This window comes from Streptomyces sp. NPDC037013, from assembly GCF_055607265.1.
Map to the genome: position 1 here is coordinate 495,411 of NZ_JBVJRV010000007.1, position 20,920 is coordinate 516,330.

23 protein-coding genes are annotated in these 20,920 nt (G+C 72.6%); 12 read left to right on the top strand and 11 right to left on the bottom strand.

What is annotated here, in order from left to right; translation table 11 throughout:
* Positions 1–12: 12 nt before the first annotated feature.
* Both ACZ7DY_RS27620 and cdgB read right to left on the bottom strand, forming a co-directional pair.
* Positions 13–1,005 carry a carbohydrate-binding protein gene (locus tag ACZ7DY_RS27620; RefSeq protein WP_471139559.1) on the bottom strand — a complete coding sequence of 331 codons (993 nt, stop codon included), beginning with the start codon at positions 1,003–1,005 and terminating at the stop codon, positions 13–15.
* Between the two features lie 87 nt (positions 1,006–1,092).
* Positions 1,093–2,730 carry a diguanylate cyclase CdgB gene (gene cdgB / locus ACZ7DY_RS27625; protein WP_471139562.1) on the bottom strand — a complete coding sequence of 546 codons (1,638 nt, stop codon included), beginning with the start codon at positions 2,728–2,730 and terminating at the stop codon, positions 1,093–1,095.
* Positions 2,731–3,201: 471 nt separating this feature from the next.
* Between cdgB and ACZ7DY_RS27630 the strand changes: the two genes are divergently transcribed.
* The gene (locus ACZ7DY_RS27630) at positions 3,202–3,693 is read left to right on the top strand and encodes a flavin reductase family protein (RefSeq protein ID WP_471139922.1); all 492 of its coding nucleotides are present in this window, start codon (positions 3,202–3,204) and stop codon (positions 3,691–3,693) included.
* A gap of 66 nt (positions 3,694–3,759) precedes the next feature.
* On the opposite strand, the gene arfB is transcribed toward ACZ7DY_RS27630, so the two are convergent.
* Positions 3,760–4,197 (bottom strand): alternative ribosome rescue aminoacyl-tRNA hydrolase ArfB, encoded by a 438-nt coding sequence (gene arfB, locus ACZ7DY_RS27635; protein WP_471139563.1) that lies wholly within the window; start codon positions 4,195–4,197, stop codon positions 3,760–3,762.
* 183 nt (positions 4,198–4,380) lie between these two features.
* Between arfB and ACZ7DY_RS27640 the strand changes: the two genes are divergently transcribed.
* The 5 genes from ACZ7DY_RS27640 to ACZ7DY_RS27660 all read left to right on the top strand — a co-directional run bounded on the left by ACZ7DY_RS27640 (position 4,381) and on the right by ACZ7DY_RS27660 (position 7,117).
* A complete protein-coding gene (locus ACZ7DY_RS27640; RefSeq protein ID WP_030791572.1) occupies positions 4,381–4,956 on the top strand; it encodes a TerD family protein in 576 nt (191 codons plus the stop codon).
* 212 nt (positions 4,957–5,168) lie between these two features.
* Positions 5,169–5,528: a PadR family transcriptional regulator gene (locus tag ACZ7DY_RS27645; RefSeq protein ID WP_471139566.1), complete on the top strand. Its 360-nt coding sequence runs from the start codon at positions 5,169–5,171 to the stop codon at positions 5,526–5,528.
* The gene (locus tag ACZ7DY_RS27650; RefSeq protein ID WP_471139569.1) at positions 5,506–6,372 is read left to right on the top strand and encodes a hypothetical protein; all 867 of its coding nucleotides are present in this window, start codon (positions 5,506–5,508) and stop codon (positions 6,370–6,372) included. The genes ACZ7DY_RS27645 and ACZ7DY_RS27650 overlap by 23 nt, the downstream gene beginning before the upstream one ends.
* An 11-nt stretch (positions 6,373–6,383) precedes the next feature.
* Positions 6,384–6,569 (top strand): hypothetical protein, encoded by a 186-nt coding sequence (locus tag ACZ7DY_RS27655; protein WP_471139571.1) that lies wholly within the window; start codon positions 6,384–6,386, stop codon positions 6,567–6,569.
* 38 nt (positions 6,570–6,607) lie between these two features.
* On the top strand, positions 6,608–7,117 hold the full coding sequence (locus ACZ7DY_RS27660; protein WP_471139574.1) for a GNAT family N-acetyltransferase: 510 nt from the start codon (positions 6,608–6,610) through the stop codon (positions 7,115–7,117).
* 7 nt (positions 7,118–7,124) lie between these two features.
* On the opposite strand, the gene ACZ7DY_RS27665 is transcribed toward ACZ7DY_RS27660, so the two are convergent.
* The 4 genes from ACZ7DY_RS27665 to ACZ7DY_RS27680 all read right to left on the bottom strand — a co-directional run bounded on the left by ACZ7DY_RS27665 (position 7,125) and on the right by ACZ7DY_RS27680 (position 11,059).
* The gene (locus ACZ7DY_RS27665) at positions 7,125–8,504 is read right to left on the bottom strand and encodes a M1 family metallopeptidase (RefSeq protein WP_471139925.1); all 1,380 of its coding nucleotides are present in this window, start codon (positions 8,502–8,504) and stop codon (positions 7,125–7,127) included.
* A gap of 126 nt (positions 8,505–8,630) precedes the next feature.
* Entirely contained in the window at positions 8,631–9,740 is a 1,110-nt protein-coding gene (locus ACZ7DY_RS27670; RefSeq protein WP_471139576.1) for a YncE family protein, read from the bottom strand.
* Complete coding sequence (locus tag ACZ7DY_RS27675) at positions 9,737–10,339, bottom strand: ankyrin repeat domain-containing protein (RefSeq protein ID WP_471139578.1); 603 nt, start codon at positions 10,337–10,339, stop codon at positions 9,737–9,739. Before ACZ7DY_RS27675 ends, ACZ7DY_RS27670 begins: the two co-directional genes overlap by 4 nt.
* Before the next feature lie 162 nt (positions 10,340–10,501).
* The gene (locus tag ACZ7DY_RS27680; RefSeq protein WP_471139581.1) at positions 10,502–11,059 is read right to left on the bottom strand and encodes a GlcG/HbpS family heme-binding protein; all 558 of its coding nucleotides are present in this window, start codon (positions 11,057–11,059) and stop codon (positions 10,502–10,504) included.
* Between the two features lie 463 nt (positions 11,060–11,522).
* Between ACZ7DY_RS27680 and ACZ7DY_RS27685 the strand changes: the two genes are divergently transcribed.
* The 3 genes from ACZ7DY_RS27685 to ACZ7DY_RS27695 all read left to right on the top strand — a co-directional run bounded on the left by ACZ7DY_RS27685 (position 11,523) and on the right by ACZ7DY_RS27695 (position 13,899).
* On the top strand, positions 11,523–12,647 hold the full coding sequence (locus ACZ7DY_RS27685) for a sensor histidine kinase (protein ID WP_471139928.1): 1,125 nt from the start codon (positions 11,523–11,525) through the stop codon (positions 12,645–12,647).
* Positions 12,644–13,303 carry a response regulator gene (locus tag ACZ7DY_RS27690; protein WP_471139583.1) on the top strand — a complete coding sequence of 220 codons (660 nt, stop codon included), beginning with the start codon at positions 12,644–12,646 and terminating at the stop codon, positions 13,301–13,303. Before ACZ7DY_RS27685 ends, ACZ7DY_RS27690 begins: the two co-directional genes overlap by 4 nt.
* A gap of 95 nt (positions 13,304–13,398) precedes the next feature.
* A complete protein-coding gene (locus tag ACZ7DY_RS27695) occupies positions 13,399–13,899 on the top strand; it encodes a hypothetical protein (protein WP_471139585.1) in 501 nt (166 codons plus the stop codon).
* A gap of 684 nt (positions 13,900–14,583) precedes the next feature.
* Here ACZ7DY_RS27695 and ACZ7DY_RS27700 read toward each other — a convergent pair.
* Positions 14,584–15,276 (bottom strand): pentapeptide repeat-containing protein, encoded by a 693-nt coding sequence (locus ACZ7DY_RS27700; protein WP_471139587.1) that lies wholly within the window; start codon positions 15,274–15,276, stop codon positions 14,584–14,586.
* Between the two features lie 111 nt (positions 15,277–15,387).
* Between ACZ7DY_RS27700 and ACZ7DY_RS27705 the strand changes: the two genes are divergently transcribed.
* Positions 15,388–16,638, top strand: a complete 1,251-nt coding sequence (locus tag ACZ7DY_RS27705; protein WP_471139590.1) for an FAD-dependent oxidoreductase — start codon at positions 15,388–15,390, stop codon at positions 16,636–16,638.
* Positions 16,639–16,775: 137 nt separating this feature from the next.
* Entirely contained in the window at positions 16,776–17,822 is a 1,047-nt protein-coding gene (locus ACZ7DY_RS27710; RefSeq protein WP_471139931.1) for a zinc-binding dehydrogenase, read from the top strand.
* A 60-nt stretch (positions 17,823–17,882) separates the two neighbouring features.
* On the opposite strand, the gene ACZ7DY_RS27715 is transcribed toward ACZ7DY_RS27710, so the two are convergent.
* Both ACZ7DY_RS27715 and ACZ7DY_RS27720 read right to left on the bottom strand, forming a co-directional pair.
* Positions 17,883–18,365, bottom strand: a complete 483-nt coding sequence (locus ACZ7DY_RS27715; RefSeq protein ID WP_471139593.1) for a GNAT family N-acetyltransferase — start codon at positions 18,363–18,365, stop codon at positions 17,883–17,885.
* Between the two features lie 99 nt (positions 18,366–18,464).
* On the bottom strand, positions 18,465–19,388 hold the full coding sequence (locus ACZ7DY_RS27720) for an aminoglycoside phosphotransferase family protein (protein WP_471139595.1): 924 nt from the start codon (positions 19,386–19,388) through the stop codon (positions 18,465–18,467).
* On the opposite strand from ACZ7DY_RS27720, the gene ACZ7DY_RS27725 reads away from it, so the two are divergent.
* Positions 19,387–20,169 carry a rhomboid-like protein gene (locus tag ACZ7DY_RS27725; RefSeq protein ID WP_471139597.1) on the top strand — a complete coding sequence of 261 codons (783 nt, stop codon included), beginning with the start codon at positions 19,387–19,389 and terminating at the stop codon, positions 20,167–20,169. The two genes, ACZ7DY_RS27720 and ACZ7DY_RS27725, sit on opposite strands and share 2 nt — an antisense overlap.
* Positions 20,170–20,172: 3 nt before the next feature.
* On the opposite strand, the gene ACZ7DY_RS27730 is transcribed toward ACZ7DY_RS27725, so the two are convergent.
* The gene (locus tag ACZ7DY_RS27730) at positions 20,173–20,886 is read right to left on the bottom strand and encodes a DsbA family protein (RefSeq protein WP_471139598.1); all 714 of its coding nucleotides are present in this window, start codon (positions 20,884–20,886) and stop codon (positions 20,173–20,175) included.
* Positions 20,887–20,920: the final 34 nt, after the last annotated feature.

Here is a 20,920-nt window from a genome sequence, read left to right on the forward strand (position 1 = left end):
CAGGCGCGGCGGCTAGCCGTTGCTGCCGTTCACCAGCCACATCTGGTCGATGTTGGCGCCGGTCGTGCCGCACAGGTCGCTCTGCGCGCAGGTGAGGGTGATGGTGTTGGTGCCCTTGGTGAGCTGGACCACCGCCCAGGTGTTGGTCCAGCCCTTGTCCCAGGCCCCTTCCTCCGCGTGGGCGAAGTTCCTCATGTTCAGGGGGCGGGTCTGCTTCTTGCCGTTGACGAGGATGGTGGCGTTCGAGTCCTTGCCGGGGACGCCGTAGTTGACCCGGAGGCTGTACGCCCCGTCCTTGGGGATGCCGTTGACCGTCCACGTCACCTGGGCGCCGACCTTGTCGAACCCGGCGACGTAGACCCCGCCGTCGGCCTTGGCGCCGTCGACGTCGGACGCCGTCGTCGTGCCGCCCTCCAGTTTGAGGGCCTTGGCGTCGGTCTTGGGCAGGGCGGCCGGCTTCTCGGGCTTCTTCGTCGGCTTCTCGCTGGGCTCGACGGACTGGGCGTGGGACGGCTTGGCGCCGGCGTTCGCGCCGTCGCTCTTGTCGTCGTCGTTGCCGGTGAGCAGCGCGGCGCCGATGCCCAGCGCGACGACCGCCACCACGGCGATGGCGGCGATCAGCAGCCCCTTGGTGTTGGGTCCGCGGCCCCGGCCGCCGCCCGCGGGGGCGTGCTGCGGCGACGCGACGGGCGCGCCGCCGGGCTGGGCCTCGGGGGCGGTGTAGTGGGCGTTGGGCCGGCCGTAGCCCTGCTGGGCCTGCTGGGGCGGGACCTGCTGCCCGTACGCCTGCTGGCCGCCGTAGGTCTGCTGGCCGTAGGCCGGACGCCGGTCGCCGACCGCTCTGACCTGGTTGTACGAGGAGCGGGGACCCGGGTATCCGTAGCCGCCTCCGCCGCTGGGCGGGGTCGCTCCGGCCGCCTGTCCGTCCTCGTACAGGTAGCCGAACGGATCGTCGTCGCCCTGCGGCGCGCTCGGCGTGTTCTCGCCGTTATTGCCGGGCGTCATTCCCAGGTCACTCCCTCACATCGCTGACGCGGGGAGCCTACCCGGTCCCGGTGGGCCCAAGGGGTGGCGTTGACCTCATCGGGACCGTCAGCCGGCGCGCCGGTGCTGCTTGGCACGGGAGCGCTTCTCCACGTACATCCGCTGGTCGGCGGAGTGCAACACTTCGTCCGCCGACATGCCGCAGTGTGCCCAGCCGATGCCGAAACTGGCCCCCACGCGGACCGCCCTGCCGTCGACGCGGATCGGCGGGATGATCGCGTTGCGCAGCCGGACGGCGAGGTCCTGGGCGTCGGCGCGGCCGAGCCCGTCGGCGAGCACGACGAACTCGTCGCCGCCGAGCCTGGCCACCGTGTCTCCGTCGCGCACTCCGCTGGTCAGCCGCCGGGCGACCTCGATGAGGACGGCGTCGCCGGTGTGGTGCCCGAACCTGTCGTTGATCGACTTGAAGCCGTCGAGGTCGCAGAAGAGGACGGCGAGGCCCTTGGTGCCGTCGTCCACGTCGTTCTCGCCGCCCTCGGGGGCGACGGTGTGGACGTGGTGGTCGAAGCCGTCGTCCTGCCGGTGGGCGGCGGGCCCGAAGTCGAAGCCGTGTTCGTAGGCGGCGTCGAGGGAGTCCACGGCGCTGGGCTGGCCCGCGTGGGGCCTGCGGCAGAGGCGGGCGCCGAGCCGGGCGCGCAGCTCGGCGGAGTTGGGCAGCCCGGTGAGGGAGTCGTGGCTTGCGCGGTGGGCGAGCTGGAGCTCGCGGCGCTTGCGCTCCTCGATGTCCTCGACGTGGGTGAGCAAGAAGCGGGGCCCGTCGGCGGCGTCGGCCACCACGGAGTTGCGCAGGGACACCCACACGTAGGTGCCGTCGCGCCGGGCGAGGCGCAGTTCGGCGCGGCCGCCCTCGGCGGAGGTGCGCAGCAGTGTGCCGATGTCCTCGGGGTGGACGAGGTCGGAGAAGGAGTAGCGTCGCATGGCGGAGGCGGGGCGGCCGAGGAGGCGGCAGAGCGCGTCGTTGGTGCGCAGGATCCGCCCGTGCTGGTCGCCGCCCATCTCGGCGATGGCCATGCCGGAGGGCGCGTACTCGAAGGCCTGCCGGAAGGACTCCTCGCTGGCCCGCAGTGCCTGCTGTTCGCGCTCCAGGCGGACCAGGGCGCGCTGCATGTTGGCGCGCAGGCGGGCGTTGCTGATCGCGATGGCGGCCTGGAACGCGTACATCTGGAGGGCTTCGCGGCCCCAGGCGCCGGGCCTGCGGCCGTTGCGGGGGCGGTCCACGGAGATCACGCCGAGCAGTTCGCCGCCGGCGGCGCCGGTCGCGTACATGGGCGCGAAGAGCCGGTCGGAGGGGTGCCACTCGTCCTCGAAGCGGGGCTCGGGGCCTTCGGTGTACCACTGCGGGACGTCGTCGTCGTCGAGGACCCAGCCCTCGGTGTACGAGATGAAGCGCAGGGCGCCCCAGGCCTCGCCCATGGCGAGGCGGCGCTCCCAGGCGTCGCGGGAGCCGACGCGTCCGGTGATGAGGGCCTCGGCGGAGGAGTTGCCCGCGAAGGCGGCGACGACGAGGTCGCCGTCCGGGCGCACGAGATTGACGCAGGCCAGTTCGTAGCCAAGGCCGTTGACGACGCCGTCGGCGACGGTCTGCAGCGTGTCCGCCAGGCTCCGGGCCGTGTTCAGCTCCGCTACCACCTGGTGCAGCTGCCGCAGGGTCGCAAGACGGACGTACGGCTCCGACTCGGTCTCCATGCTCGTTCTCCCCGAGACCTCGACAGCAACTCCAGGATGCGCGGCGCCCGCAGTGTTCTCTGTGCCCGTACTTCTGGGGCAGTGGCTCTTTCTGTGCCCTTGTGCCTTTGGTGCCCTCAGTGTCTTATTGCCACCGTCACTGAATCACAGCGAGCTGCTCACTCGGTACACAGGGTCAACAAAATATGGGTCCTGTGACTCAAGTCACAGATGGGGAACCGCCGTTGGTCCAGTCCCTTGGACTGGACCACCGTAGGCGCGGCACCGCGTGCCACCCGCGGAAGGCCGGTGGTCAGCCCTCGGTCCTAGGACCGTTCTGGGCCCACAGCCCGATGTTTCGGGGGGACCGCTCGGGCTAGCTTCGACGGTGTGGCTCACGTACTGAAGACTCTTCCGGCCCCGCCTTCCCCACGGCTCCCGTCATCGGATGGGCATGCTGATGGGGTGAGCAACGACGAGTTCCGCGCGGCGATGTCCCGGCTGGCCGCCGGTGTGGTCCTGGTGACGGCGCGCGAGCCCGGCCTCGACCCGGACGATCCGGCCGCGCCGCTGGGCGAGGACGTGGGCATGACGGCCACGGCGTTCGTCTCCGTCTCCCTCGACCCGCCGCTGGTCATGGTGAGTCTGCGCGAGGGCTCCCGCATGGACGACCTGCTTGCCGAGCAGCCCCTGTGGGCGGTGTCGGTGCTGGCCGAGAGCCAGCGGCACATCGCGGGCCGCTTCGCCATGAAGGGGCGGATCAGCGACCGGCTGCTCTTCGAGGACATCCCCTGCACGCGCGGCGAGGCATCCGGTGCTCCGCTGATCGGCGGCGCCCTGTCGACGCTGGAGTGCCGCACCGAGCAGACGGTGACGGCGGGCGACCACACCCTGGTGATCGGCCGCGTACTGACCGCATCGCTCGCCAGTGGTGACGGTGGCCCTCTGACGTACTTCCGCGGCAAGTACCGGAAGCTGGGCTAGCCCCTTAAGGGGCGCGGGGAACGGCGCGAGCGACCACAGGCGAGCCGCAGACGCGCCTGCGTGGGGCTAGCCCCACCCTTGTCCGGAGCGCCCCCGCTTGGTCTCGCTGCGCGCCTTCTTGTTGCGCAGGCGGCGTTCGTTGATGCCGCGCGGGATCTTCGTGGCGCGGCGCGGCTTGGGCGGCGGCGCGGTGGCCTCGGCGAGCAGGGACGCGAGCCGGGTGGCCGCCATCTCCCTGTTCCGCCACTGGGAGCGGTGTTCGCTCGCCCGTACGCTGATGACACCGTCGACGAGCCGGGGCGCGAGGCGCTCCAGGGCGCGCCGCTTCCACACCTCCGGGAGCGCGTCGGTGGCGGCGAGGTCGAAGCGGAGCTCGACCTGGGAGTCGGTGGTGTTGACGTGCTGCCCGCCGGGCCCCGAGGACCGCGAGAAACGCCACATGAGCTCGGCCTCCGGCAGGGAGACCGAACCGCGGATTACATGGGGACCGGACATGTCTCCCATGGTCCCGTGTCTGTCGGGCTCACGTCACGCTCTTTTCCGCGGGTAAAGAAAGTAAAGGCGAGTGGAACCTTGGGGACCCCGGTCGGCGTTGGTACCAGTGAAGGTAGCTTCGTCCCCAGTACGAAGCCCGTACGCACGGCCCGCACAGGCGGTGCGTCGTAACGAGGGAAGGGACTCCCAACAATGGCAGTAAGCCTGTCCAAGGGTGGCAACGTCTCGCTCACCAAGGAGGCTCCGGGCCTGACCGCCGTCACCGTGGGGCTCGGCTGGGACGTCCGCACCACCACCGGCACCGACTTCGACCTGGACGCCTCCGCGATCGCGGTGAACACCCAGGGCAAGGTCTTCTCGGACCAGCACTTCGTCTTCTTCAACAACAAGGCGACGCCGGACCAGACCATCGTCCACACCGGTGACAACGTCACGGGCCAGGGCGAGGGCGACGACGAGCAGATCAACGTGAACCTCGCGGGTCTGCCGGCCGACATCGAGAAGATCGTCTTCCCGGTCTCGATCTACGACGCCGAGAACCGCTCGCAGAACTTCGGCCAGGTGCGGAACGCATTCATCCGCATCATCAACCAGGCCGGTGGCACGGAGATCGCCCGTTACGACCTCTCCGAGGACGCCGCCACCGAGACCGCCATGGTCTTCGGCGAGCTGTACCGCAACGGCGCGGAGTGGAAGTTCCGCGCCGTCGGCCAGGGCTACGCCTCGGGCCTGGTCGGCATCGCCCAGGACTTCGGCGTCAACGTCTGACGTCTCCCGGGACATCACCGGCCCCGCCACGGGCCGCGCTCCGAAGGGCCCCGGCAGCACTGCTGCCGGGGCCCTTCGGCGTCCCTGCCCTCCGCCCGCCCCCTCGGCCCGCGCGGACGGCGACTATGATGGTTTCTTGAATAGTCCGGGATGCCGAAGAGCCGGAAAAAGAGTCTGTCGCGTCCCGCCGTGCCGAACCGAGAGAGGGACCCGTGGCCGCCCCACCCACCGTCTGGACCCGCGCCGCTCTCCCCCTCTGCCTGCTCGGCATCCTCGACGGCGAGCCGAGGAGCTACGGGTACGCCCTGCTCGGCCGGCTCGCCGACGCGGGACTCGACGGCGTCAAGGCGGCGACCCTCTATCCGGCCCTCACCCGCCTCGAAGAGGAAGGCGCCGTCGAGGTCGAGTGGGGTGCCGGAGAAGGCGGCCCCGGACGCAAGTACTACCGGATCACCGCGGAGGGGCGGGCGCGACTGCGGCGTGACCAGGCCGCCTGGGGGAACTTCTCCCGGACCGTCGCCTCACTCCTCCCGGGCGAGGGGGATGACGATGCGCAAGACACGTACGCCTGAGATCGACTGGCCGCGCGCCGAGGACGAGGAGTGGGCCGCCGTCGTCGAGTTCCGGCTCGCGCTCGACGAGGCCGCGCCCGTGGGATTCGCCGACGAGATCCTCGCCGAGGCCCACCAACTGGTGACCGAGGCGGGACGGCCCGCCGCCGACCTGCTCGGTGACCCCGCCGCCTACGCCCGCACGGTCGCCGCCGAGCGCGTCAGCGAGCGCCACCGCGCCGGGGTCGACCTGCGCGGCATGCGCCCCGGGGAGCGTGTCACCGCCTCGGTCGGCACGCTCGGGTTCATCGCGTTCGCCGTCTTCGGCCTGTACTGGATCCAGGACGGGCTGTGGGTGGGCGTCAGCTGGTCCTCGCTCGCGGGGTGCGCGGCGATCGTGACGGCCGCGTCGCTGCTGTGCGCCGCGTTCGCCGTGCGCGCCGCCGGATGGCTGCGCGGCATGTGGGGGTTGTGCGCGGCTACCGTCGCCGCCATCGCGGGCGGCTCGGCGCTGGCCGCGGCGCTCCCCGAGGACCAGCTGTTCCGGGTGCCCGCGCCGGTGCTCATGCTGGTCGGCGCCGCGTGGGCGGCCGCCGCCTTCCTGCTGCCCGACGAGACGATCGACCGGTGGTTCACGCCCGCCCGCCCCGACGGCGGCCGCGACGACGGACCCTGGCTGGCCCGGCTCGAGGGCCTGCTGCGCGGGCGGCACGGCATGCGGGCCGCCGAGCGCGCGGCCACGTGCGCGAGGTCCGCAGGCACCTCGCCGACGCGCCGGAGGAGGGAAGCGCCCAGGACGTCTTCGGCGACGTCGAGATCTACGCCCTGCGGCTCTCCGAGGGCCCGCGCAGGAAGCAGCGCCTGACGCGCCAGAAGATGTACGTCGCCGTCGCCTCCGCCGTCTTCTTCGCGTCCCAGGCCGTGGACCACCTGATCGACGCGCAGGACCGGTCGTTCGGCTGGGCGGCCTGTTACGTGGGCGCGTTCGGCTGCTCGGCCTGGGGCGCATTCACCGAGTGGCGCACCCTGCGAGGGCAGCGGAAGACCGACCCGCGCGCGTAACGGGTAGGGGCGGCCGGCACCCCCTAGGGTCTGTCCGCATGATCCTCGAACCGCTCACCGCCGTCGACGGCGCGCTGCCCGGCCACGTCCTCACCGAGGTGACCGCGCTGTATGCGTCGAACCGTGAGTTCCTCGCGCTCGGCGGCGACTTCCCCGACCCGGACGACATCCGTGTCGAGCAGGTCGCCGCGGTCCTCGCCGACGAGCTCGCCCACCCGGACGCCGAGGTGCTCCTGGCCCGCTCGGCCGGCCGGCTCGTGGGCCTCGCCGTCACACTCGCCCGCCACCCCGACCCGGCCGACCCCGACCCCTGGATCGGGCTCCTGATGGTCGACGCGGGGGCACACCGCACCGGTGTGGGGCGGGAGTTGGCGGGGCTCGTCGAGGAGCGGTTCCGGCGGGCGGGGCGGGCGGCGGTGCGCCTGGCCGTCCTGGAGAACAACCCCAAGGCACTGCGCTTCTGGACCGCGCTCGGCTACCTCGTCATCGGGCACCGCGAGGACCGCGCCCTGCACCGCCCCTGCGCGGTCCTGCGCAAACAGCTCTGACGGCGCCTCAGCGGTGGTCGGGCTTGCCGTCCCCGTACAGCCAGTCGCCCCAGATCCGGCGGACCTTGGCCCGCGCGGCGTCGCCGCCCGCGTGCTCTTCGACGTACTCGGTGAAGTCCCTGGTGTCGGCGTTCTTGTGCCGGTACGTCTTCGCCCAGCCCTGCACGATGTCGTAGAACGTGTCGTCGCCGACGGCCCGGCGGATCTTGTGGATGACCATCGCGCCGCGTTCGTAGACGGGTGAGTCCGAGATGTGGGCGGCGTCGGTGGGTCTGGCGGGCGGGAAGTCCCAGACCGCTTCGTTGTCCTCCTCGTCGTCGAAGTACTCGCCGTCGTAGAGCGCGTCGAAGGTCTCCTGGGCGCTGTCGCCGTCGTTGTCCTCCTCGTACAGCCACTCCGCGTACGTGGCGAAGCCTTCGTTGAGCCACATGTCGCGCCACGACTTGGGGGTGACGGAGTCGCCGAACCACTGGTGGGCCAGCTCGTGGACGACGAGGCCGGTCTCGGGGGCGCCGGGGAAGACGGGGCGCGTCTGGGTCTCCAGGGCGTAGCCGGCGGCGCCCTTGCCCGCGACGATCGCGCCGGCCGAGGAGAAGGGGTAGGGGCCGAAGTTGTACTCCGCCCACTCCAGGATGTCGGGGATCTTCGCGAGCACCTTCTCGCTCGCCTTGGCCTGCGAGGGCTCGACGGCGGTGACGACGGGCAGCCCGTCGCCGGTCGCCGACGTCTTCATCCCGTACTTGCCGATGGCCACGGTCGCCAGATAGCTCGCCATCGGTTCGGCGCTGTGCCAGGCGAAGGTGGTGCGGCCGTTCTTCGTCGACTCGCGGGTCAACTCGCCGTTGGAGACGGCCTTCAGCCCCTTCGGGACGGTGATCTCCATGTCGTACGAGGCCTTGTCACTGGGGTGGTGGTTGCCGGGGAACCACGCCATGGACCCGGCCGGTTCGCCGAGCGCCAGCGCGCCGTCCTCGGTCTCCAGCCAGCCCTCCTCGGAGCCGTCCTCGTCGGTGATGGTCTCCGGGGTGCCGGAGTAGCGGACGGTCGCCCGGAACGTCTCGCCGCGGTCGAGTTCGTCGGCGGGGCGGATCCTCAGCTCGTGTCCGGCGCGCTGGAAGCGGGCCGCCTTGCCCTCGACGGTGATGCCGGAGACGTCGAGGCCCTTCAGGTCGAGGTTGAAGGAGCTGAGGTTCTTGGTGGCGCGGGCGGTGATGTCGGCGGTCCCGGTGAGGTGGCGGTCGTCCGGGTCGTAGCCGAGCCGCAGGCCGTAGTGGGTCACGTCGTAGCCGCCGTTGCCCAGTTTGGGGAAGTACGGGTCGCGCACGCCGTCGGCGCCCGGGGTGCCGTCGACGCCTGTGCCCGTGCAGGCGCCGACGGTGGCGAGCAGGGCGAGGGAGCAGGTGACGGTGGCGGCTCGGACGGCCGGAGATCGCAGGTCCACCCGGTGATCTTATGCGGCAAATGTTCGGGGCGGGGCGTTATGGGCCCCGGCCCCCGGCCGCCCGTACCCGGGTCAGAGCACCGCGATGCCCAACGGCCGCTCGCCCGCAGGGAGTCGGCGCACCGAGCCGTCCGCCGTGTCGACGACCGAGATGCCGTTCCAGTGGCCTTCGCGCGTGAACCCGCCGCTGACGTACGCGGTGCGGCCGTCCTTCGCGACGGCGACGTCCTCGTGCGGCCCCCGGAGCGGAAAGACCCGCTCCTCTCCATCCGCACGCCGCACGGTCAGCGAGGGCCCTGCGTCGGCGTCCGGGTCGATGGGCCCGGTGCCGACCACGAACAGCGTGCCGTCGCCGGTGACGGTCGCGCCGTGCTGGTGGGTGTCGGCGGTCATCTTCTCGACGTCGTACTCACCGGTGCGCGGATCGAGTACGACGAGCCGCTCGCCCTCGAAGGGCAGCAGGAGCCGCCCGTCGGACGGCCGTACGGCGGCGTAGTGCGGCTTCAGCCAGGAGCCGAGGCCGCCCTCGGTGCCGTAGGGGGCGACCTCGATGCGGCGCGGCTCCAGCGAACCGGCGCGTATGACCGTCACGTCGAAGGAGTCGTGGCCGGTGGCGTAGATCTCCCGGCCGTCCTGCGACACGTCGACGTCGAAGGGGCGCCGGCCGACGGGCACGGTGTCGGTGACCTCGCGCGTGCCCGTGTCGATGACCTCCAGCGTGCCGTCGCCGCCGGGGACGTTGACGCCGACGTAGGCGTGCCGGCCGTCCGGCGCGAGGGCGATGCCCATGCCGCCGCCGCGGTACTCGCCGCTGGTGGCCGGGCCGGTCTCCGTCGCGTACGGGATGGTGTCGACGCGCTCCCGGGCGCGCGTGTCGACCACGGCGACGCCCTCCGCGGTGGCGACCCAGGCCCGGCCGTCCGCGCCGACGGCCAGCCCGTACGGGGCCTTTCCGACCCGCACCGAGTCGACGGGCCCCTTGCGGGGATCGACGAAGGTCACGGTGTCGGAGCCGAAGTCGGCGACCAGCAGGGTGCCTTCGGGGGTCCCGGCCTCGGCGGGCAGGGTGGCGGTGGCGGGCGCGGCACCGGCCGCCCGGTCCGGTCCCGTGCCGCAGCCGGCGAGGAGGACGGCGGCCAGCAGCGCGGCCGCCGCGCCGGGCACGGCCCGGGGCGCCTTCACGAGACGTCCCGCAGGAGTGCCGCGATCTCCGTGAAGCCCCGACGCTCGGCGTGCGCGAGCGGCGTGACGCCGTCCCGGTCGGCGAGGTCCGCGGTCGCCCCCGCGGCGAGCAGCAACTCCACGACCTGTTGATGCCGGCGGCCGCCGTCGCCGAGGATCACGGCCTCCAACAGGGCGGTCCAGCCGAGGTCGTTGACGTGATCGACATCAGTGTCGGTGACGCGAAGGACTTCTCGTACGTACGCGACGTGGCCGCGCTCGGCGGCGGGTATCAGGGAGATCCCGCCGAAGCGGTTGCGCAGCTTCAGGTCGGGTCCCGCGGGCAGCAGGACGTGCAGCATGGCGACGCTGCCCGTCACTCCGGTCACCAGCCAGGGGCTGTCGAAGCGGTGGTCCCGGGCGTTGACGTCGGCGCCGGCGGCGACCAGCAGCCGGGCGGTCTCGACGTGGTCGCCGAGGGCGGCGAGCAGGAGGGGCGAGCGCAGTTCGGCGTCCCGGACCCCGGTGCGGGCGCCCGCACCGAGGGCGGCGGCCACCTGGGCGGCGTCCCCGGCCCGTGCGGCGTCGAGCAGCCGCTGGTCGACGGCGGTGGTGGTCATGGTCGTTCTCCTCGTCGTCATACGGCTGCGGGACGTGTTGGGTGCTGGTGACCCGGCGGGGTGCTCGTGATCCGGCGCGTCGGCGGCCGCCCGGCGAGTTGCGTGGCCGGACGGCCGCCTTCACGCTCAGCGGGTCCGAAGCTCTCACCGGCCCCGGGGTGCTCAGCGGCCGAGGGCGGCCACGCCCGCCCGGGCGAACTTCTCGTCGAGGTCGCCGCTCGGGGCGCCCGCGACGCCGATGCCCGCGACGGGCGCGCCCTTGGCGGTGACCGGCGCGCCGCCCGCCAGGAAGAGGGTGCCGGGGATGTCCTTCAGGTTCGGCGCCTTCTCGAGGCGGCCGGCCAGCTCGGAGGTGGTCGCGTTCCAGGAGACGGCGGTGTACGCCTTCTTCTCGGCGGACTCGTACGACTGCGGTCCGGCGCCGTCGCCGCGCAGGGTGACGATGGTGTTGCCGTTGCGGTCGACGACGGCGACGGAGACGCGCTGGTTCTCCTTCTTGGCGGCGTCGAGGGTGGCCTGCGCGGCCTTGGTGGCGGCGGCGACGGTGAGGTGCGTCGACTGCGTGAGGTTCTTGTTGCCCGCGTCGGCGGTGACGGCGGCCTTGGCGGCGGCGTCCGGGGTGCCGGCGGTGGCGGAGACGGCGCCGAAGGTACCGGCGCCGAGGACGGCGGCGGTGGCGGCGACGGTGAGGACACGGGCGCGGCGGGAGAGCTTCTGCATCGGGGGCTCCATACGGTGAGGGTGGGGGCGAGGGAGGGTTTTTCCCTCTGCCATCGATCCTCCGGCCGGAACCACCCCGTACCCCTCGGCGTACCGGCTCGCGGCCGCGCGCGGCTCGGCCGACACCGGGGTCAACCGATCGGTTGACCCCGCGGGGGCCCCGACGGGCCACAATGAGGGTGTTTGCCCAGTTCAGCGAGTGGGTGACGCCGACGAGACACGAGGAGTACGCGACAGGGCGGGCAGCAGTCCGCAGGCACCAGACACGACAGCCGCCAGAAACACCCGGCACCCGGCACGAGAAGTACCGCCCGCACGACAAGCACCGCCGACACGAGAGGGAGGCGCCCCGGTGGAACAGCACGGACAGGGCCTCACCCCCCGGGCGCCGGACCCCGGTCCGGGGAAGCCGGAGCTCGACCCCGGGCGGCCGGACCCCGACGCCCGCTGGCTCGCGGCCGTCATGCACACGGCGTTCTTCCTGCTCCTCGGCTCCTCGCTGACCCGCTTCCTGATGCGGCACCCCGGCGAACCGCGCACGCCGTGGATCATCGCGCTCTCCGTCTCCCTCGCCCTGCTCCACCTGCTCGGCCCCGCCGTCGGCGCCCGTCCCACGGCGCCGCGCCGCTTCGGCTGGCTGATCCTGGTCGTCGTCGTCTGGGTCGTGCTCGTCGTACTCGCGCCGAGCTTCGCGTGGTGCGCGGTACCGCTCTTCTACACCGGGCTCCGTACGCTGCCGCCGCGCGCCGCCCTCTTCCTGGTCGCCGTCCTCACCACGTTCGTGGTCGTCGCCCAGTTGCAGCTCGCGGGCCGCTTCGACCCGAACCTGCTCTTCGCGCCGCCCGCCTGGGCGGCGGTCGCGGCCGCCGTCTTCCTGTACATGCAGCGTCAGGCCGCCCGCCAGCGCGAGCTGATCGACGACCTGATCCGCACCCGCCGCGAACTGGCCGCCACCGAACGGCGCGAGGGCACGCTCGCCGAGCGCCAGCGCCTCTCCATGGAGATCCACGACACCCTCGCGCAGGGCCTGTCCAGCCAGCAGATGCTGCTGCAGGCCGCCGACCGCGTCTGGGACACCGACCCGGCGAAGGCCCGCACCCACGTCCGCACCGCCGAGTCGATCACCGAGCGCGGCCTGGCCGAGGCCCGCCGCTTCGTCCACGACCTGGCCCCCGCCGACCTCGCGGACGGCGGCGGCGTCATCCAGGCGCTGCGGACGCTCGCCGCACGCGAATCGGACGCGGGCCTCACCGTCCGCTTCCACGTGGAGGGCACCCCGGTGCCGCTGCCCGACCGCGTCGGCTCGGCCCTTCTCCGCATCGCCCAGGGCGCGCTGGCCAACGTACGCGAACACGCCGGGGCCACCACCGCGGCGCTGACCCTGACCCTCCTGGACGACCAGGTGGTCCTGGACATCGCGGACGACGGCCGCGGCTTCACGCCGCCGGACCGCACGGGCGGCGTACGGGGACACGGCCTGCCCGCCATCCGCGCGCGGGCGGGCCAGCTCGGCGGCACACTGACGATCGAGTCGGCGCCGGGCGAAGGCGCGGTCCTGTCCGTATCGATCCCGTTGGAGCCGCAGTGACGAACGCCCCCGCCCGGCCCGATCGGCCCGCCCGACCCGTACGCCTGCTGGTCTGCGACGACCACGTCGTCGTACGCGCCGGACTGCTGGCCCTGCTCGGCAGCGCGCCCGACATCGAGGTCGTCGGCGAGGCCGGCACCGGCGAGGAAGCGGTCGCCCTCGCCACGAAACTGACCCCGGACGTCGTGCTCATGGACCTCCAGCTGGGCGAGGGCATCGACGGCGTGGCCGCCACCCGCCGCATCACGGCACTCTCCCCCGCCCCCCACGTCCTCGTCCTCACCACCTACGACACGGACGCCGACATCACCCGCGCCATCGAGGCGGGCGCGACCGGCTACCTCCTCAAGGCCGAGCGCCCCGAGGAACTCTTCTCCGCCATCCACGCCGCGTCCCGGGGCCGCACGACGCTGTCGCCGCCCGTCGCCTCCCGCGTCATGGCCCGCATGCGCGCCCCGTACCCCACGCTCACCGACCGCGAACGCGACATCCTCGGCCAGCTCTCCCAGGGCCTCGGCAACCGCGAGATCGCCCGCGCCCTGTTCATCAGCGAGGCGACGGTCAAGACTCACCTGGGCCGGATCTACGACAAGCTGGGCGTGGACACGCGGGCCGGCGCGGTGGCGGTGGCGAAGGAACAGCGCCTGCTGCCGTGACCGGCACGCTCCCCCGCGCCCTCGCTCCCCCCGCTCCCGCCGGTGGCCTCGGGCCTCGGGCCGCCCGCCCCGCCGGGCCGTGACACCATCGACCCGTGCTCGACATCGGCTACGCGCTCTCCGCCCGCTTCCCTGACCCCCCTCAGCTGGACTACAGCCGTGCGGACGTCCACACTCTGCGCCACGACCTGTTCTGCGGGGACGTGTACCTGGCGGACACCAAGGCGGACCGGGAACTGTCCACAGCCTGGGGATGGGTGCCCGTCCTGGACTTCGCGTGGGCGCTGTGCGACATCGTGGAGACGCTCGACCGGGACCCGCTGGGCAGCCGGGCCTCCCGCCCCCAGTACGCGGAACTCGACTTCACCGAGTCGACGGACCGCATGCTGTTCACCCGCCGGTTCGGCTGGGTCGACATCGAGGCGGACTGGATGGACCCGGAAGAGCCGCCGCTGACCTTCTCCCACACGGAGCTGCGCCGCGAGGCGCGCGACTTCCTCCACGACCTCGTGGCAGACCTCACCGACCTCCACGACTCCCTGGCGGACAACCCGGCCCTCTGGTCCCTCCAATCCCGCTTCCCCCGCCACCCCTAGCCCCCACCCACCCCGCCGCTCCGCGGCGGATTCCCCCACCCACCCACCCGTTTGCCCCGCGACGCAGGGCGGGAGTAGGGGCGGGCGGGAATGCGCTCAGCCCGCGACGCCATGCGGGAGTAGGGGCAGGGTGGTGGGTGTGTTCACCCCGCGACGCAGGGGGTGGGGGTGGACGTTTGCCGCAGCGTAGGGCGAGAGCAGCGGGCGGGGTGGGGTCGTTTGCCCTACGACGCAGGGGCGGGGTGGGCGTTTGCCCGCGACGCAGGCGGGGATAAAGGTCGCCCCGTCATGCAGGGCCGGACCAGGGGGCCCAAGGCGGGCGTTTGCCCCGCCTCGCGGGGCCGAGCAGAGGCCGGGAGAGCCGAGGCCCGGCGGCAGCTACCCCCGCCGGGCCGCAGGCGCGTACGAGACGGAAGGGGACGTGGGGGTATGTGCGCACGGAGCACCGAGCACACTGTGCCGCCTTTGTTCGTGCAGCGCGGCGCAGGGATAGCGAGTACGCACATACCCCCGCGGCCCCGCACCCCAAGGCGGGCAGCGCGGGCGACCCCACCGGACCGCACCCGCCCGCGAGACGCGAGGGGACATGGAGGTATGTGCGCACCGAGCACCGAGCACCGAGCCCACCAACCCCCACGCGGCCCGCACCCCAAGATCACCCCAAGGCGCCCCCGCCAGAAAAGATCACAGCACCCTGACCCCCACCTGCGCCGCAAACCCCGGCGCCAGTTCCATCAATTGGGACGGGTTGATCACCGCCCCGGCCAGGCAATCGATCCCCCGCGCGATCCCCAGCTCCCCCGCCTCCCGGAAGTCCACGTCCCGCATCCTCGCCCCCGCGAAATCGGCCCCCCGCACCACACACCCCCGGAACCCCACCCGCTCCAGCGTGGCCAACCCGAAGTCCGGCTCCACCAGCACGCACTCCTCGAAGATCACGTCCCGCAACCGCGCCTTCCGCAGGTTCAGGTAGTCGATCTTGCCGCCCCGCACCACCACCCGCTCCAGGACGCCCCCGTCCACCCGTACGCCACCGAGCCGCGCGTCCACCACCTCCACGTCCCGCAGCGACGCCTCCGAGAGGTCCGTCCCCACCCCGTGCGGTTCCGTGAGGACGGAGTCGACGAACCGGGCCCGCGTCCACCGCGTCTCCCCCACGGCGCACCCCGTGACCGCGCAGTCCATGAACAGCGCCCCACCACCGTCCTGCCCACCGAGGTCCAGCCCCCGGAACTCCACCCCGTCGTAGTCCCCGTCGGGCTCCAGCCCCGCTCCCTCGAAGGGCCGGAGCCGCGGCAACCGCACCTCCGCCCGCCGCGCTTCCTTGACCCCGTCGACCGCCTGCGTCGCTTTCCCGCTTCTCCCACTCCGAGCCATGCCCCCATCGTGCACGCCCCGACTGACAACGCCCGCTCCCCGCGATGTCACATCCGGACCGTCCCCGCACGTCCAAGAGGAGAAAGCCCGAGCACCTCAAGGGAGCCCACCATGCCCGACACCCCTCCCCACTCGACTCCCCACCGCACCCCGCGCCCCACCCCCCGCAAGACCTCCTCCCGCATCCCCGACCACATCACCGTCATCGGCGGCGGCTTCGCCGGCCTCACCGCGGCCATCACCGCCGCCGAGGCGGGCGCCCGCGTGACCCTGCGCGAGGCCCACCACACGCTCGGCGGCCGCGCCCGCACCTCCGAAGGCACGTACAAGACGAACGAGGGCCCGCACGCCCTCTACAACGGCGGCCCCCACTGGACCTGGCTCAAACAGCGCGACCTCATCGGGCCCCTCGCCCCGATCCCGCCCCTGGAAGGCGCCCGCCTGCGTCTGCTGCACCGCGGCGAACTGCGCCGCACCCCACCGCTCGCCATGGTCAAACTGCTGCGCCGCAAGGCCGAACACGCCCCGGTGGACGAGGATTTCACCACCTGGGCGACGGCCCAGGTGGGCGAGGAGGGCGCCCGCGCCGCCGCGCACTACGTCGCCGTGGCCACCTTCCACCACGACCCCGGCTCGCTCTCCGCCCGCTTCGTGCACGAGCGCCTGCGCCGCGCGACCAAGCTGCCCCCGGAGGCGCACTACCCGCGCGGCGGCTGGGGCTCGGTCATCGACCGCATGGCCGCGCTCGCCTGGAACATGGGCGTACGCACGGAGACGCTGGACCGCGTCGACAGCCTGGCCGACGTCGCCCGCGGCGGCCCGGTCGTCGTCGCCACCTCACTCGAGTCGGCCCGCCGTCTCCTCGGCGACGAGTCCCTGCGCTGGGAGAGCGGCCGGACCACGCTCGTGGACGTGGCGTTCCGCTCCCGCAGGGGCGACGCCTTCATCGTGTCCGACCTGGACCGGACGGGCTGGGTCGAACGTTTCACCGCCCAGGACCGCACGCTCGCCCCTGAGGGCGAGCAGCTCGTACAGGCGCAGATCCCTCTCGCCCCGGACGAGACCAAAGCGGATGGCGTGGCCCGCGCCGAGCACCTCCTCGACCTCGGCTTCCCGGGCTGGCGCGAGCGTCTGACCTGGCGCCGCGCCTCGGTCGCGAACGGCCGTACGGGTGCGGTGGACCGCCCGGGCACCACGTGGCGGGACCGTCCCGCGATCGACCGGGGCGACGACGTCTACCTGGCGGGTGATCAGGTGGCGGCCCCCGGTCTGCTGTCGGAGGTCTCGTTCAACAGCGCGATGGAGGCGGTCTCGCTGGCGCTGACCAAGTCGGCGCTTGACCTCAAGTCCACTTCAAGTTGAAGGCTGAGGGGCGTACCGGAGCGATCCGGAGGGCCCGCACGCAACGGCGGGCCACCACCTTAAGGAGCCCCACGATGCCCACGACGCCCACCGCACCCGCGACCACCACTGACACCACCACGACCACACCCACCACCATGCGCGCCATCCGCCTCCACGCCTTCGGTCCCGCCGAGAACCTCACCTACGAGGAGGTGGCGGCACCCGAACCGGCCCCGGGCCAGGTCCGCATCACCGTGGCCGCGGCCGGCGTGCACCTCCTGGACACCACGGTCCGCGAGGGAATACAGGGCCCGCTCCCCGAGCTCCCGACGCTGCCCACCATCCCCGGCCGGGAGATCGCCGGCACCGTCGACGCCCTGGGCGACGGCGTCCCCGCCCACTGGCTGGGCAAGCGCGTCGTCGCCCACATCGGCTTCGCCCCCGGGGGTTACGCCGAGCGCGTCGTCACCGAGGCGTCCCGCCTGCACGAGGTGCCCGACGGGCTGGACCCCGCGGAGGCGGTCGCCCTGATCGGCACGGGGCGCACGACGATGGGGATCCTGCAGTTCACGACGTTGTCCCCCGACTCCGTGGTCGTCATCCCCGCGGCCGCGGGCGGCATCGGCACGCTCCTGACGAAGTACGCCGTACACCGGGGCGCCACCGTGATCGGCCTGGCGGGCGGCCCGGAGAAGACCGCCCGCGTCCGCGCGAACGGCGCCGACCTCGCCGTGGACTACACCGACCCGGCCTGGCCGGACGAGGTCCGCGCGTACCTCGACGAGCGGCTCGACGGCCGCGCGGCCACCGTCGTCTTCGACGGAGTGGGCGGCGAGGCGGGCCGCGCCGCGGTCGGCCTGCTCGGCCCGGGCGGCACCCACCTCGTCTTCGGCTGGTCCGGCGGGCGACCGGGCGACGACGACGCGCAGAAGCCGGCCACCGAGGAGCCGACCGCCGAGGAGCCGGCCCCCGAGGGACCGGCCGAGCGCGGCATCACCCGGATCAACGTCCTCGGCCCGGCGATGATGCGGAAGGCGGGCGGCGACAACCCGGTCCGCGTCCTGGAGCTCGCCGCCCTCTCCGCCGCGGAGCTGGGCCACTTCACACCGGCCGTGCAGCGTTTCCCGCTCGCGGAGGCGGCGGCGGCACACCGCGCGCTGGAGAACCGCGAGACGATGGGCAAGGTCGTCCTGATCCCCTGACGAGACCGCCCCTCGACCTCGCCCCCCCCCGACCTCGCCCCCCAGACGTCGGACCGAGCCCTACACCCCGGCCGAGCCCAACTCGGCCAGCGCGCCGTCGGTCAGCCGGTACACGGTCCACTCGTCCTGGGGCAGCGCCCCGAGCGACTTGTAGAAGTTGATCGACGGCTCGTTCCAGTCCAGGACGGACCATTCGAGCCGCTCGTAGCCGCGCTCCACGCAGATCCGGGCGAGTTCGGTCAGCAGCGCCTTGCCGTGCCCGCCGCCGCGCGCCTCGGGGCGTACGTACAGGTCCTCCAGGTAGATCCCGTGCACACCGCGCCAGGTGGAGAAGTTCAGGAACCACAGCGAGAAGCCCACCACCTCACCGGACACGTCGTCCTCCGCGAGGTGCGCGAAAGCGGCGGGGCGCTCCCCGAAGAGCGCCTCGCGCAGCTGCTCCTCGGTGGCGCGTGCCTCGTCGGGGGCCTTCTCGTACGCGGCGAGGTCGCGGATCAGGGCGTGGATGACGGGGATGTCGGCAGGCGTGGCGGTACGAATCATGGGGGCAGCAAGCCATGGCGGCCCCGCCGAGGTCAACGCCGTCTCACGCTCCGAACCACCCTGCCTCCTCCCCCCTCCCACACACAACGGCCGCCACCCTCACCGCCCCAGCAACACCCGCGCGATCTCCATGTCATCGGCCACCAGCGGCCGCCCGTCCTCGATCTCCCACAGCGCGTTCTGCAGCACCCGTCCGAGCGTCCACGCGCGTGCCCGTCCGCGGTCCAGGCCCAGCACCTCGGTCATCGCGTCGAAGCGCCACAGCACGTCGCCCGCGTCGAACCTGTTGTCGATGGCGGGCCACAGGTCGAAGCCGGGGTCGCCGGCGAGCGGTTTCGGGTCGATGGCGAGCCACGGTTCGCGGTCGCTGGCCAGGACGTTCTCGAAGTGCAGGTCCCAGTGCAGCAGCCGGTCACCCGGCTCCCCCATGACCTCGCGCACCGCGCCCCCGCACCGCTCGACGACGGCGCGCTCCGCCGGGTCGGGGATCGACTTCAGGGCGCGGGGCAGCTCCTCGACCATCTCCGCCGCGATGTCGCCGAGCCGGCGCATGCCGTCCGGGGCGGGCCCCGCGGTGAGCCGGGCGAGGAGTTCCGCGATGACGAGGACGGCCTTGCGGGTGTCGGTCATCGTCGACAACATCCGTGTGGGGTCGAGGCGTTCGAGCAGCATGGTGCCCGTGCGGTCGTCGTGGTCGAGGAGGCGGACCGCGCCGTCGCCGTCCCAGAGCCGCAGCGCGACCGGCTCGCCCTCGGTCTCCTCGTCGAGGAGCTGGAACTTGACCACGGCGGGCGTGCCGTCGGCCCGTACCACCGGCAGGACGAGCGCGGCCATGCCGTGCATCGGCTCGCCGTCGGGCGTCAGCACCCAGCGTTCCACGAACTCCCGTACGAGCGCGGGCAGCCCGGCGATGAACGCCCGCCCCGGTTCGCCCGCGTACATGTACTGGGACTCGACCAGCTCGTCCGGAATGCGAATGTCGATCACGTTCGGGACCCTACCGGCGTGGGTGAATCGCCGCATGAGGATTTTCCGGCGCACGGCCGGGGCCGCCCGCGCCACCGGATCGGCCCTCGCGTCCACCATCGCGGCCGCCATCGCGTCCACCGTCGGTGCCGCCGTCGCACGCGTCGTCGCCTCCCCCGTCGCACGGGCCGTCACGGCGTACGTCCGCCGCGCCCCGGGCACGTACGTCTGGCTGGCGGTCCTCTTCGTGACGACGGTCGCGATGCACCACATGTCGCCGGAGTTCGAGGAGGAGTTCCTCCGCCGGCGCTCCACGAACATCCACGAACTGTCGCGGAACCCCGTGCGGGTGCTGATCTCCAGCGCGTTCTGGATCGACGGCGGTGGCTGGCTGCCGTACGCCGTGCTGTACACCGTCTTCCACGCGAGCGCCGAACGGCGGCTCGGCACCAGGCGCTGGCTGACGGTGGCGGCACTCGCCCACGTGCTCGCCACCCTCATCAGCGAGGGCGTCCTCGCGCTCGCGATCCGCCACGGAGCGGCCCCGCACACCTCGGCCAACACCCTTGACGTGGGCGTGAGTTACGCGCTCGCGGGGGTGGTCGCCGTACTCACGTATCTCATCCCGAAGCCGTGGCGGTACGGGTATCTGCTCGTCGTCCTCGCGGTGTACGGCACCCCGCTGATCACCGGCAGGACCTTCACCGACCTCGGCCATTTCACGGCGGTCCTGATCGGTCTGGCCTGCCACCCGCTGACGCGGGGGCGCCGCACGGGCCACACGGACGCGGCGGCACCCCCACCCCAGGACACGAGCCCTGGATACCCGCCTAGATAACGCCTAGATACCCGCCTTCTTGAGCTCTGCCGCGAACGCCCCCCGCTCGTACACCGAGTCACCCCCGGGCTTCTTCCCGTCGATGAAGACGGTGGGGGTGCCCTGGATGCCGTCGGCGGAGAAGGCGTGCATCGCCTGACCGACCCACTTCTTGTACTTCCCGTTGGTGACCGCCTTGTCGAAGGCGGCGCCGCGCAGGCCGTCGACCTTGTCGGCGACCTTCAGCAGGAACGCGGGGGTGAAGACGTCGTCGCTCTCCTCCGCGGGCTGGGCGGCGAAGACGGCGGCGTGGAACTGCGGGAACTTGCCCGCCTCCACGGAGGCGCGCAGCGCGTTCGCGGCGTTCACCGAGCCCTTGCCTCCGAGGTTCTTGTCGAGGAACGAGGCGATCGTGTACTCGACCTTGACCTTGCCGTCGATGAGCGGCTGCACCAACGCCTGCGCCCCGCCGTCCTCGAACTTCTTGCAGAACGGGCAGCGCGGGTCCTCGTACACCTTGACCGTATGCTTGGCCTTCGCATCGCCGACGGTGATCACGCCGCCCTTCACCGAGGCGGGCACATCGGCGAGGCTGGCCCTGGCCGGCTTGTCGCCGCCGCTGCCGCTTGCCTTGTCATCGCTGGGGCCGCAGGCGGACGCGGCCACCCCGATCAGCGCCGCCGCTGCCACCGCGGCGGCGATACGCCCGGCCCTGCGCCCGGCCTTGTGTACGGCCATGAGTGAAGCCCTCCCAAGATTTTCGACACGTACC